The sequence below is a fragment of the Dolichospermum sp. UHCC 0259 genome, from assembly GCF_009711935.1.
Lineage (GTDB): Bacteria > Cyanobacteriota > Cyanobacteriia > Cyanobacteriales > Nostocaceae > Dolichospermum.
In genome coordinates this window covers 1-12087 of record NZ_VIKX01000272.1, presented here as the reverse complement: position 1 = coordinate 12087, position 12087 = coordinate 1, and the positions used below count along the sequence as shown (strand labels likewise).

Annotated in this window: 12 protein-coding genes, 1 other RNA gene and 1 pseudogene; 6 read left to right on the top strand and 8 right to left on the bottom strand. The window is 34.1% G+C overall.

Annotated elements, in window-relative coordinates; translation table 11 throughout:
* Positions 1–56 precede the first annotated feature (56 nt).
* Positions 57–413: pseudogene (locus tag FJR05_RS23190) on the top strand (tetratricopeptide repeat protein); the annotation flags it as partial.
* A gap of 66 nt (positions 414–479) precedes the next feature.
* Here FJR05_RS23190 and FJR05_RS23185 read toward each other — a convergent pair.
* Positions 480–1361, bottom strand: coding sequence for a bile acid:sodium symporter family protein (locus tag FJR05_RS23185; protein WP_168646295.1), 882 nt, complete (start codon positions 1359–1361; stop codon positions 480–482).
* Positions 1362–1434: 73 nt separating this feature from the next.
* Positions 1435–2868 carry a GTP-binding protein gene (locus FJR05_RS23180; protein WP_168646294.1) on the bottom strand — a complete coding sequence of 478 codons (1434 nt, stop codon included), beginning with the start codon at positions 2866–2868 and terminating at the stop codon, positions 1435–1437.
* 338 nt (positions 2869–3206) lie between these two features.
* Here FJR05_RS23180 and FJR05_RS23175 point away from each other — a divergent pair, with 338 nt between their 5' ends.
* Positions 3207–4694: an AAA family ATPase gene (locus tag FJR05_RS23175; protein WP_168646293.1), complete on the top strand. Its 1488-nt coding sequence runs from the start codon at positions 3207–3209 to the stop codon at positions 4692–4694.
* Positions 4687–5394, top strand: coding sequence for a hypothetical protein (locus FJR05_RS23170; protein WP_168646292.1), 708 nt, complete (start codon positions 4687–4689; stop codon positions 5392–5394). Before FJR05_RS23175 ends, FJR05_RS23170 begins: the two co-directional genes overlap by 8 nt.
* Before the next feature lie 13 nt (positions 5395–5407).
* On the opposite strand, the gene FJR05_RS23165 is transcribed toward FJR05_RS23170, so the two are convergent.
* Positions 5408–6136 (bottom strand): ABC transporter permease, encoded by a 729-nt coding sequence (locus FJR05_RS23165; RefSeq protein WP_217385680.1) that lies wholly within the window; start codon positions 6134–6136, stop codon positions 5408–5410.
* A 364-nt stretch (positions 6137–6500) separates the two neighbouring features.
* Between FJR05_RS23165 and FJR05_RS23160 the strand changes: the two genes are divergently transcribed.
* Positions 6501–7586 (top strand): glycosyltransferase family 4 protein, encoded by a 1086-nt coding sequence (locus tag FJR05_RS23160; RefSeq protein WP_168646296.1) that lies wholly within the window; start codon positions 6501–6503, stop codon positions 7584–7586.
* 118 nt (positions 7587–7704) lie between these two features.
* Here the strand turns inward: FJR05_RS23160 and queF are convergent, their stop codons facing one another.
* The 5 genes from queF to FJR05_RS23135 form a co-directional block, all read right to left on the bottom strand.
* Positions 7705–8121 carry a preQ(1) synthase gene (gene queF / locus FJR05_RS23155; protein ID WP_168646290.1) on the bottom strand — a complete coding sequence of 139 codons (417 nt, stop codon included), beginning with the start codon at positions 8119–8121 and terminating at the stop codon, positions 7705–7707.
* Between the two features lie 81 nt (positions 8122–8202).
* Positions 8203–8625: a hypothetical protein gene (locus FJR05_RS23150; protein ID WP_168646289.1), complete on the bottom strand. Its 423-nt coding sequence runs from the start codon at positions 8623–8625 to the stop codon at positions 8203–8205.
* Between the two features lie 165 nt (positions 8626–8790).
* Positions 8791–9192, bottom strand: coding sequence for a phasin family protein (locus FJR05_RS23145; RefSeq protein ID WP_168646288.1), 402 nt, complete (start codon positions 9190–9192; stop codon positions 8791–8793).
* A gap of 25 nt (positions 9193–9217) precedes the next feature.
* An RNA gene (gene ffs, locus FJR05_RS23140) (signal recognition particle sRNA small type) lies at positions 9218–9314 on the bottom strand.
* 37 nt (positions 9315–9351) lie between these two features.
* Positions 9352–9618 (bottom strand): YciI family protein, encoded by a 267-nt coding sequence (locus FJR05_RS23135; protein ID WP_168646287.1) that lies wholly within the window; start codon positions 9616–9618, stop codon positions 9352–9354.
* 111 nt (positions 9619–9729) lie between these two features.
* Between FJR05_RS23135 and FJR05_RS23130 the strand changes: the two genes are divergently transcribed.
* Positions 9730–11049 carry a P-loop NTPase fold protein gene (locus FJR05_RS23130; protein ID WP_168646286.1) on the top strand — a complete coding sequence of 440 codons (1320 nt, stop codon included), beginning with the start codon at positions 9730–9732 and terminating at the stop codon, positions 11047–11049.
* The gene (locus FJR05_RS23125) at positions 11046–12038 is read left to right on the top strand and encodes a tetratricopeptide repeat protein (RefSeq protein WP_168646285.1); all 993 of its coding nucleotides are present in this window, start codon (positions 11046–11048) and stop codon (positions 12036–12038) included. The genes FJR05_RS23130 and FJR05_RS23125 overlap by 4 nt, the downstream gene beginning before the upstream one ends.
* The last annotated feature ends 49 nt before the right edge of the window (positions 12039–12087 follow it).

Below are 12087 nucleotides of genomic sequence, written 5' to 3'. Positions count from 1 at the left end.
CACATTCTGTATCTCCTACTACATAAGCTTTTTCTGCTTCTTGTCCCCCTGTCAGGATGTTTCCCCAAGACTGTCAAGACAGACTTTCGCAAATTTATCAGCAAGAAGTGACGCTCAAACCTGAATTTTTAGCGGTTGTGAGTAATCGGCAATTTTTAACAAGAATGTTGACTAATTTAAAATATATTTATCTTCAAAAGCAGGATCTAGAAAGGAGTTTAAGAACGGTAGAACGGATTTTGCTGTTGTTTCCAGAAGCAAGTTTTGAATTAAGAGATAGGGGTTTGTTGTATTATCAATTAGGGCAGTTTTCTCAAGCTGCGGAAGACTTACGGATTTATTTAATTAAAGTTCCTGATGCTAGAGATGCAGATGTAATTCGTCAATTACTTGCTAAATTAGGTGATGATTAACTGGAGATATCTCATGTAGTAAAAAATGGATTTCGCTAGAATCTGAAGTTAAGTTAGTTCATGGCTTTATTGATGAGGAATATTCTTAACTTCTCGATTCACTAACCAAGCAAAAGCTGCGCTAGTGGCAAACATAATCAGACTGTAAATAGCGGCTGGAATCGCCATGGTAGGGTTGTTCAGTAGGGTGGGAGAACTGGCAATGGCGATCGCTAATGTGCTATTTTGAATACCAACTTCTACTGTAATCGCTTTGGCATTTTCTGAGGTCAGCTTGCTGAAGACGGCAAAGAGATAGGCTAAGACCATTGTTAATATATTCAAGACGAGAGTTACTCCACCTACCTGTAAGAAAAAGGTGGGAATGTTAGCCTTTTCTTTTAACACCAAACCAAAGATAATTAAGGCCAAAAAGAATAGAGACAGCCACTTAACCCATTTTTCGACTTGGGCTGCGAATAGGGGAAAATAGTAGTGTATTCCCATACCTGAAGCTACGGGAATAATGGTAATTACCGCAATCTGAATCACTGTTTTTATAAATGGTAACTGTACGGAAGAATTTGCTTCCATAAAGTGCTGCATAGCTAGGTTAACTACCAAGGGAATAGAAAAGACGGTAACTAGACTACTGATAGCCGTTAGTGTAATTGACAAGGCAACATTCCCCCGGACTAAATATGTCACCAGATTGGAAGTAGCACCACCAGGACAAGCTGATAAAATCATCACTCCTACCGCTAATTCTGGTGTGAGGGGAAAAATTGTAGCTACCAAAAAGCCGACTATTGGCAGCATAATCAATTGGGCTATTAATCCCACAAAGACGGCAAAAGGTTCAATTAAGATTCGCTTAAAGTCATCCACTTTTAGTCCCAACCCCATACCCAGCATAATAATAAATAATGCTAGGGGCAGAAAAACCGTAGTTAGAAAATTTGACTCCATGATCATTTTATTCACGCAACTGCCGGCTATTTTACCAAGTATTGACCTAATTATTTTGAAATTTGGGGAAATTTCAGATTTTTTTCCTGAGTCTAATTTTAATCAGCAATTCATCTTTAATCCGGTTTAAAATTGAGGTTTCATTTAAAGTTGATAGAATTTGACTAACTACTGCTTTTGGTCCATCTGGTCCCCAGGTTGCACCATTGGCTAAATAGGCTTTGGTAACTTGACCGATACTGTATGAAGATACTCCAGCTACTCCTGCTTGGGTTATGGCTATGGATAAATAGGGTGCAATTGTCATGCCGGCGGTTGCTGTTGCAGAGATACCCAGTAGGGTTTTTAAACTACTTAAACCCAAATTTGCTAATAGTTCACTAGCACCGATACCACCCATACTCAGGGCGATTTTTTGGAGTAATTTGACTGCACCGGTTTCGGTCATGGGGATACCGTAAAGCTTGGATAAACCTAAAATCAAGGAGATATCAATAATTACGGCGCTTAATATATCAACTACTGTAACAGGATTGAGTGCGATCGCTAATGCTTTAGTAATGACTGCTTTCCAAATTAACTGATTAGCATTTTCTTCTCTAATTATCAGTTTACGTTGTACCAATTGCTGATTAACATCATCAGCATAAAGCATGGTATTTAAAGCTACTAATGCCTTACCTTCCTGGTGGAGAATTTCCAATATTTTCAATTTTAATTCGTCAACTTGTGATTGTCCTTTTTGGAGTTTTATACCTCTAGTTCCATCAGGATTTTGTACCGCCATTCTGACCAATGGTGAAGCTGCGGACATGACAATTTCTGCTGGTGAAAGTAATTCCCGCACTCTATCATCTCGAATTTTTTCATAAATTGTAATTCTGTCAGTTTCGGGATATTGATCAACTTTATTAAAGACTAAAATAATCGGTTTACCTACTTCTCGTAATTGCGATAATGCTATTTGTTCAATCTTTGTTATATCTCCTGAAATTACAAATAAAATTAAATCTGCTTGCTTGGCAATTTGTTCGGCTAAAGCTGCACGAGTTTCACCGTCTACTTCATCTAATCCAGGAGTATCAATTAATTCAACTTGGGATTGACCATTGCTGGGTAATGTGGCTTTTAAAGTCCCTAAAGCTGCTTCACTAATACTCCAATTTACTGTTTGTGCATCACGAGTAACACCATGTAAAGGTCCAGTGACAAAGACTTCTTGACCGACTAAAGCATTGAGAAGGGAAGATTTACCCCGTCCTACCATTCCAAAAGCGGCAATTTGAACTACCATGCTTTCTAGTTTATCTAGCATGGTTTCTAAATCATGAATTTCTGCTTCTAACCCTGATTTTTCTACTGAGGAAAGATCAAGATTGTTAACTAAGTTTCGGAGTGCATTTTTGGCTTGTTTGTAGTTAAGTTCAGCTTGAATATCGTCAAAGGTAAAAATGGCATTATCCAATTCTTCTTCCCAATTGGGGATGGATTCGGGTATAGTGTTCATTTGAGAAAGAGAAAAACAGGGAGTAATTAAAAGTTACACTAGCACAAATACAGTATATGGGATTTTTCAAGCAAGACATATTAATCAGATTTTACTCTGTGGGTGCAGGTTATTTCCAAATCTCTGCCTTTAGAAGATGTCGAAGAAGCCATGAATCTGATCACGGTTAAGTTTAAGGTGTAAAATATTGTGGTGGTTAATATCCAACCTTGTATATTTAGACAAAGTAGTAGATTGATGAGGCTTTGGTTTAGTATAATGGCAAGATGAGTATTGTCTGACATCAACTCTTTTGTCCTTATTTATACAAATTACAAATAGTTTAGAGGTTAATTTATATGAAATTGATTATCAAAAATTTAGGTCCGATTAAAAACAATACTCAAGCCATTGATTTAGCCAAGGATTTCTTTATTTTTGTTGGACAAAATAACAGTGGTAAAAGCTATGTTGCTCAATTATTATGGGCGATTTTTAATGAAGATATAATTCATAAATTTGCACGTACAAATGTAGAAATAATTGATAATCAAATTGTTGAAAATATAAATAATATCGAAGTTAATCCTGAATTATTGACAGTAATTTTGAATAGATATAGTGCATTTTTGCAGGAAGAAACAAAAAAAGAGATATTTAATACAGGCAAAAATTCCCAAATACTCAATAATATTGTTATTGCTTTTGACTATGAAATATCTGAATTAAGAGAAGGAGAAATTGAAGGAACTGTCAGAATAAAAGATGCTGATGACAATAGATTAGAATATATAGAATTTAAAAAAGATCAAGGAGATTTAATATATAAATTTATAGAGAAACAATTACCAGAGAGTATTAAAGAAATAATTCCTAAAAAATCTTTAGACAGGGATTTACTGGATGAAAAAAAGTTTCTTCTAATTGCAACAATAATTAGAACAATGTTGAAATATGAACATGAGACTTTTTTCTTACCAGCTAGTAGAATTTTCTTTTCTACATTCTATCGTTATATTTATGAGGTTGATAGAAAAAGACGGGAACAAGATATTAAAAAACTTGTAGATTTACTAGAAAATCGCCGCAATAGGTCTAATATTCAATCATCTGATCTTCAAGAGTTAGATGTTTTTAAAAGAAAATATACAGAACCCATGAATAAGGTTTTTGAAAAACTTTTCTCTCTGAATCTTGAAGAAAATATTGAAGGAAATTATATCAATCTTGTCCAACAATTACAGAAGATTATTGGAGGTGAGATAAAACTTATTAGTGTAGAGGGAATTGGTCTGATAGAATTTTATTTTAAAATTGATTCTGTTGATGAACCTTTGCCCATGTATTTAGCTTCTTCTTCTGTTAATCAATTAACACTTCTTTATTTATATTTAAAATATTGGGCATTAGAAAAGAATAATTTTTTAATGATAGATGAACCAGAAGTAAACTTACATCCTGAAAATCAAATTAAGTTAATCAATATATTAATACAGTTTATTCAAAGTCAAACAGGAAATAAAGTATTAATAACAACCCATAGTTCTATGTTAGCTAATGCTATTAATAATTGTATATATCTGGATGTTCTTAAAAATCAATATGGAGTTAATGTCAAAAAAATTATAGAAGAAAATAAATTAAAATATGTTGATTCATCTATTTCTATATCAAAAGAAAAGGTAGGTGTTTATTTCTTCACAGGTGATAGGATAATTGATTATGAAAGCAGTGATTATGGCATCTATTTTATGAACTTTCGAGAGGTTGAAAACAATTTAGATAACTCACTTCGCATTCTGACTGATTATATTTATCTTCAAGAAGATGAGGTTGAAGATGAGTAAAAGTAATAAATATTATTTAAATAATCCTAAAAAGCTAAGTGTTCCTTCTCTGAGGGATGAATTACATAAAAAATTAGCTGAAACACAATTTATTGAAGAGATTACTAATGATCAAATCGAAGTTGAAGAAAAAAATTCTGATGCAAAACTTAAAAAGGTATCTATTGAAAAATTAAATTATTCTGATGATAAATCAAAAGTAGATAGAATTTGGAAGATCAACTTAGAAAAAGAAATATTTGGTATCTCAACTAAAGACAAAACTCCAGAATGTGCTATTTTGGTTTTACAAAAGTATAAAAGTAGTTATAAATTAAATATTCTTTTAATTGAATTAAAATCTAGTATATCTAATAAAGATTTACGACCAATTGGAGAAAAATTTCAATGTGCAATGTCAAGAATATATATGTTACTTGTTCTTAATAATCACTTAAATTCAATTCAAGGTTATAACGAATCAGAAATATATATAGATTTTAAAGGAATTTTATTTTATCAAAATTTTTCTGATAAAAGTAAATTTACGGAAAAAAATAACGAAAAATTATATTCGCAAATGTATGACATTTTGAATGGTAAATCACATCTATTAACTTGTCAGACAATTTTAAGAGATCAAGATAAAATTAATATTAAATGTTTTTGTCAGCAAGATGAGGTAATAAAGATAAGTTTAGAATCCTTATTATCCAAATAATTCATCCTACTTCCTATTTTCTCCTTTCCCCCGCAGTCCGAATCAATTCCCCTATCAAAGCCACAATAGCAGTCATAGAAATTAACATCACACTTAAAGCATTAATATCCGGTTTAACTCCCGTTCTAATGCGACTAAATATTTCCATTGGTAAGGTATTAGTACCACTTCCCGCAGTAAAACTAGCAATTAAAAAATCATCCAAACTCAATACAAAAGCCAATAAACACCCAGAAATAATTCCTGGCATTAATTGAGGTAATAAAACTAAAATAAAGGCTTGTGTTGGTGTCGCACCTAAATCTAAAGCTGCTTCTTCCAAATGGGGATTAATATTATTCATCCGCGCAGACACTACCAAACCAACATAGGATAGACAAAATACGATATGGGCGGCGATAATAGTCCATATACTCAAAGGAATAGCAAAGGCTGCTAAACATACTAGGGTAGAAACTGCGATCGCAATATCAGGAATTAATAACGGTAAATAAGCAATTGCCTGATATAATTTCTTACCAGGAAAGTCATAGCGTGCCAACCCCACAGCCATTAATGTTCCCATAACAGCGGAAACCCCCACAGCACAAAAAGCTACCACCAAGCTATTATATAACCCCGATAAAATCCGCTCGTCACTAAATAATTTTCCGTACCATTCCAGGGTAAAACCTTGCCATGTAGCACTGTATGGTGACTGATTAAAACTATAAAAAGCCAGTACCAGGATAGGTAGGTACATAAACACAAATATGATCAGTGCAAAAACCACCTGCCATGAAACGCGCGGTTTATTGATTTTTTTGTATATATTCATGCTGCTTAATCAACGCAAATATTTGATTATTGTAGTATATTACACTTATTTTTTGTTTTTAGTCAAGTTAAAAAATCCAGAATTTAACTAATTATTTTGTCTAATATATTTCTTAAGTATCATATATTTACCCTACTCAGGGTAGACAAAATATATCAAATAAAAAGCATAAGATTTAGTAGTATCATAGACGAGGGTGATTTTTCTATCTTTAGCTATTTCTGTATTAGTTATGCAATTTATTTTCAACTAACTAGAAATAGGAATCTGATATTTTAGGAGATTGATGATGAAAATTGCTCAAATCGCCCCACAGTGGGAGAGAGTACCACCACCAGCTTATGGTGGCATAGAATTAGTAGTGGGTTTATTAACTGATGAATTAGTCCGTCGAGGACATGAAGTGACATTATTTGCATCAGGAGATTCTTTAAGTTTAGCCAAATTAGTATCAGTTCATCCCCGCGCTTTGAGGCTAGATCCTACGATTAAAGAGCCAGGTATTTATGAAATGTTGCTATTAGCTTCAGTTTATGAACAAGCAGAAAATTTTGATATCATCCACTCTCATATAGGACTAGGAGCGCTCGTTTATGCCAATTTAGTCAAAACTCCTACAGTTCATACTTTACATGGAATTTTTACTCCCGATAATGAAAAAATCTTTAAATATGGCAAAAAACAGCCTTATATTAGTATTTCTAATTCTCAAAAAGAATCCCGGCTAGGATTAAACTATGTAGACACTGTTTATAATGGCATTGATGTTAGTAGTTATGAATTTTATCCCCAACCAAATGAACCATCTTATTTAGCTTTTTTGGGCAGAATGTCTCCAGAAAAAGGACCCCATTTAGCAATTGAAATTGCTAAAAAAACTGGTCGGAAGTTAAAAATAGCAGGTAAGGTAGATTTAGTAGACCGGGAATATTTTGACCAAAAAATTAAACCACATATTGATGGTAAACAAATAGAATATTTAGGTGAAGCCAATCATTTGCAAAAAAATATCCTTATGGGAGGTGCTTATGCAACTTTATTTCCAATTACTTGGCGAGAACCTTTTGGATTAGTCATGGTAGAATCAATGGCATCAGGGACACCTGTAATTGCCATGCGAATGGGTTCAGCAGAGGAAGTGATTGTTGATGGTGAAACAGGTTTCCTTTGTAATAATGTGGCAGAATGTATTAATTCTCTTGACAAAATCAGTAACTTAAATCGTTACGCTTGTCGTCAATATGTGGACAAAAATTTCAGCGTTCAGCACATGACTGATGGTTATGAAGCAGTTTATCGCCAGCTAATTGCTGAAAAATTAGCACAACAAAATGGTTTTTCCCGCAATGCTTTAGTTATACCCAACACGGTTTAATTATTGGATTTAAGCGGGTAGGGGTTTAGCACTGCTAAACCCCTACTACTACTAACTCCCCTTCTGACTCCTGACTTCTGACCGGTCACTGAGCGAAGTCGAAGTGCTGACTCCTACCTTAAACCCCTTTTTGATGTCTGACTTCAACCACTGTATGCACATTCCCACGAGGGGTAAAATCTGTTTTCACAGTAATTGCTAAAGGATCACAAGCTGCAACAACATCATCTAAAATTTGATTGGCTGTTTCTTCATGGGAGATATAGCGATCGCGGTAGCTGTTAATATAAAGCTTGAGCGCCTTCAACTCTACTACCTTTTCATCGGGAATGTATGTAATATAAATAGTCGCAAAGTCAGGATAACCAGAAAACGGACATTTACAAGTAAATTCCGGTAAAGTAATATTAATGTCATAGCGTCTGCCAATGCGGGGGTTAGGAAATGTAATTAATTTCCCTTCCGCAATTTCGCGTTCACCATATTTCATTTCTGGATTTGCTGGAGATACAGTTTCAGGTGCAAAGTTACTCATTATGTTAATAAACAGAAATGCAGAGATTCACAATTATTAACTTAACAGTTTTTAACATTTCTCCCCAGCTTCATGACTTCCCTATTCAATTTCTTTTTCCCAATCTGGACAACTTTCATCATCCCAACCATGAGGGTGCATACCACAGACTAGCAGATTACCATTGTAAACTTGTCCGTGATAGTTACTACAACCAATACAAGCAGCATTTTTTTCTAGTGTAGCTTCTACTGCATAAGGAAAACCAGGATCTATATCTTCAGAAATGTCCCCTAATTCCCAATAAATTTCCAAAAATGGTTCGGTTAAGTCCTGTAAAAACTGTTCGTGCAAAGTAGCGAAGGTATCAATATCAGCCACCAATGCGTTTTGTACTTCTTCAGTAATCTCTTCCGTAATCTCAAAAAAAGCGTCTACCATATCATTTATTTCTAGGAAGAACTGCTCTACTTCATCAGTCACGGTTTCAATCATGCCTATTAAGTCTTTTTGCCACTGTTCCATAACTTATACTCTAAAAGGCTAAAAACATGACGCTTGATACCGTTTGACTGGAAGCTATGGAGTCTACAGCTAGTAATTGCAACTCAAACCATCTTGGGTACAGCGTCATTTTTCGAGAATTAAAAGAATTAAATGTTTCTGATACCCAAAATCAAAAATTGCTTTTTACGGTTCACGTTGCAGCCGTTTTAACTCTTCCTGTAGTTCTAACACTTGATTGCGTAGTTTATCTACATTATCGCCATTTTCTTTATTTTCTTTTTTCGCCTCTTTCACAGTTGCTTCTTCGTCAACCTCTAAAATTTCAATCCGCCGAGGTTCAGAAGGGGCTGTTTTTTCAGGCGTTTGTCCAGATGTTGATTGCTGTTGGGCTTGCTTCATCATATCCTCGACAAAGCGGCGAGCTTCTTCCGTGTTCATCTCACCTTTGGCCACCATTTCATCTGCTAACTTTTGAAATTGCGATCGCAGTTCGGCTAACTTCCCCCCAGCTTTTTCGCCAGCATAAGAGGCTAACCCAACGCCGAGATAAAAAGCTCTTTGTACAATATCTCCAAAACCAGGCATTGCTCCTGAAAGCTCCTACAAATAAGGCGACCCGGAGACTACGCCTACCACAAGCATCCCTTATTGCTGCTACCTTCCGGTCCTGACAAGATTTGGGCGTTGAAGTTGCATAGATCCAGGTCTTCCATCATCATAACATGAAAATTCAAAATTTGTGGATTATTCCACAACAATTCGCCATTCAAATAATTGATAACTGACACAATCGTTCTGTACCAAGGGATCAGCCAATACTATCGCCTGTGCTTCATCCATTGATGCCGCCTCAAATAACATCATTCCACCACCTTTTTGCGCCCAATAACCTGTTTTAGCCTGGTGTCCCTTAGCAATCAAATCTTGTACATAGGCTTTGTGTGCAGGTACATATTGGTCAAAAGTGGGTTTTTCAACCTTACCAGTTTCAATTTTGACAAACAAAGGCATAAGCAAATGGATTGTAGATTTTTAACCTCTCATTTTCTAGCTTAATCCTATCATTTTCTGTATAATTACTGAGGTAATGACTATGATTAGGCTTATTTTCGATAATTTACCATGAAATTAGATTTAACAAGGTTTTTTCAAGCTTGCAACCCTTCTAAGACGCTAGTAATGGGAAAAGCTGAGGATAGACAGTATTATATTGATTTTTCTCAAGTTCGTGGTGCTAAGGTTATTGATCAATTAAGACGGGCGATCGCTAAAATATCACCTGAAGATCCAACCTGTCAATTATTTACAGGACATATTGGCTGCGGTAAATCTACAGAATTACTGGGGTTAAAAGCAGAATTAGAACAGGAGGATTTTCATGTAGTTTATTTTGAGTCTAGCCAAAGTTTAGACATGGCAGATGTTGATATTACAGATATTTTATTAGCCATAGCTGGAGAAGTCAGCAAAAGTTTAGCAGCAGTTAAAATTTATGTTAAACCTGGATATTTTAAAAATTTATTTAAAGAAATATCTGACCGTTTCACAACTCCCATTGATATAGATTTAGAAGCCGAATTATCTTTAGGCATTGCTAAAATTACCGCGAAAACTAGAGAAAATGATAAAAATCGTAGTCAAGTAAAACAATGTTTAGAACCACGAATTAATGGAATTTTAGACTCTATTAATCAAGACATCATTCAAACTGCCCAAGAAAAACTCAAACAGCAAGGTAAAAAAGGTTTAGTGATTATTGTTGATGGACTAGATAAAATAGATAATACTCTCAAACCAAATAATCAATTTCAACCAGAATATCTTTTTGCTGAACGTGGTGATAAATTAAAGGGTTTAAAATGTCATGTTGTTTATACAATTCCCTTAGTATTAGTCTATTCTAATGCTTTAGCTAGATTGAGAGATCGTTTTAATGGTAGTCCCAAAGTTTTACCAATGGTAGCAGCAAAACAAAGAAATGAATCTGATTTTACTTTAGGAATTAAATTTTTACAAAAAATGATCATGGTGAGAGCCTTTCCTGATTCCCAGATCAATTGGGATAATTGGGAAGATAAGCAGGATTTAATTACCCAAGTTTTTGATAGTGTGGATACTTTAGAAAGACTATGTAAAGTTAGTGGCGGTCATTTACGCAGTTTGTTATCTTTACTATATACTTGTTTACAAAATGATGATCTACCAATTACTCGTGACTGCTTAGAAACAGTGATTAGAAAAGAGTGTAATATCTTATCTCTAGGTATTGATAATGATGAATGGCAATTATTAAAGGATGTGTCACAAACTAAAAGCATTGCAGGTCATGAAGAATATAATATTTTAATTCGTGATTTGTTTGTTTTTGAATATATAGAAAATGATGTATCTTGGTTTGACATTAACCCAATTTTACAAGAATCACCAAAATTCAAATCATGAATAGTCAACAGCAACCAGATGATTTAGATTTAGAAAATGAGGGTAATTTCAGAAAATTAATCAGAGTAATTACCCTCTCTCATGGCGCATTTTCGCTGATTTTATTACGTTGTAATTACACCTTTTTTCAAGAACGAATATTTAGTAAATTACAGGAGGTAGGAACAGTAAAAAAAATTCGCCTGTTACCAAATATCAAAACCATATATACCAATATAGCTGATCAGTTGACATATCAATTAGATCATCAACCACCAGCAGTATTAATGGTATTTGGTTTAGAATCAGTGCAAAATATTGATGCAGTGCTAACTGCAACTAACCAAGTGCGGGAAGAGTTTAGAAATAACTTTAATTTCCCTGTATTTTTCTGGGTAAATGATGCTATTTTGAGGAAAATAATTAGATTAGCACCAGATTTTAAAAATTGGGCAACTACTATTGAGTTTAAACCTCCTAGTCATCAATTAATTGATTTTATTCAACAAGAAACAGATAAGATATTTGATGGTGATATAACTAATCTTCTCTTTGCTCATTTTTGTCAGGAATTAGCAACTGCAAAACAAGATTTAGAACATCAGGGAGAAGTATTAAACCCCGCTATTGATGCTAGTTTAGAATATGTTTTTGGTTATGGTGATTATTTAGATGATAATTTAGATTCAGCTTTAGAACATTATCAACAGAGTTTAAATTTTTGGCAAGAAAGTAACAATTTAGATAGACAAGGTACACTATTAGTTAATGTTGGTTTAATTTACTACCGTAAAGCCTCAATAAATCAAATAGATAATAAAAATTCATGGGAACAAGCAAGAAATTATTTTCAGCAAAGTTTAGAGATTTTTCAACAAACAAAAAATCAAGATTCCTTATCCCAATACATTACTTTGTTATGTGAAGTATATCTTAAATTGCAAGCATGGGATGATTTAGAACAATTAGTTAATGAATCTCTGGAAATTCATCAACAACAAAATAAGTAACTGTTCACACTCCCCCACTAAAAAGGAATTAGGAAGTAACAGGGATAGG

What these genes read in the sequence shown, in the direction of transcription:
- FJR05_RS23185 (WP_168646295.1), bottom strand. Translation starts at nt 1,361, where the DNA reads ATGGAGTCAAATTTTCTAACTACGGTTTTTCTGCCCCTAGCATTATTT.
- FJR05_RS23180 (WP_168646294.1), bottom strand. Translation starts at nt 2,868, where the DNA reads ATGAACACTATACCCGAATCCATCCCCAATTGGGAAGAAGAATTGGAT.
- FJR05_RS23175 (WP_168646293.1), top strand. Translation starts at nt 3,207, where the DNA reads ATGAAATTGATTATCAAAAATTTAGGTCCGATTAAAAACAATACTCAA.
- FJR05_RS23170 (WP_168646292.1), top strand. Translation starts at nt 4,687, where the DNA reads ATGAGTAAAAGTAATAAATATTATTTAAATAATCCTAAAAAGCTAAGT.
- FJR05_RS23165 (WP_217385680.1), bottom strand. Translation starts at nt 6,136, where the DNA reads ATGTACCTACCTATCCTGGTACTGGCTTTTTATAGTTTTAATCAGTCA.
- FJR05_RS23160 (WP_168646296.1), top strand. Translation starts at nt 6,501, where the DNA reads ATGAAAATTGCTCAAATCGCCCCACAGTGGGAGAGAGTACCACCACCA.
- queF (WP_168646290.1), bottom strand. Translation starts at nt 8,121, where the DNA reads ATGAGTAACTTTGCACCTGAAACTGTATCTCCAGCAAATCCAGAAATG.
- FJR05_RS23150 (WP_168646289.1), bottom strand. Translation starts at nt 8,625, where the DNA reads ATGGAACAGTGGCAAAAAGACTTAATAGGCATGATTGAAACCGTGACT.
- FJR05_RS23145 (WP_168646288.1), bottom strand. Translation starts at nt 9,192, where the DNA reads ATGCCTGGTTTTGGAGATATTGTACAAAGAGCTTTTTATCTCGGCGTT.
- FJR05_RS23135 (WP_168646287.1), bottom strand. Translation starts at nt 9,618, where the DNA reads ATGCCTTTGTTTGTCAAAATTGAAACTGGTAAGGTTGAAAAACCCACT.
- FJR05_RS23130 (WP_168646286.1), top strand. Translation starts at nt 9,730, where the DNA reads ATGAAATTAGATTTAACAAGGTTTTTTCAAGCTTGCAACCCTTCTAAG.
- FJR05_RS23125 (WP_168646285.1), top strand. Translation starts at nt 11,046, where the DNA reads ATGAATAGTCAACAGCAACCAGATGATTTAGATTTAGAAAATGAGGGT.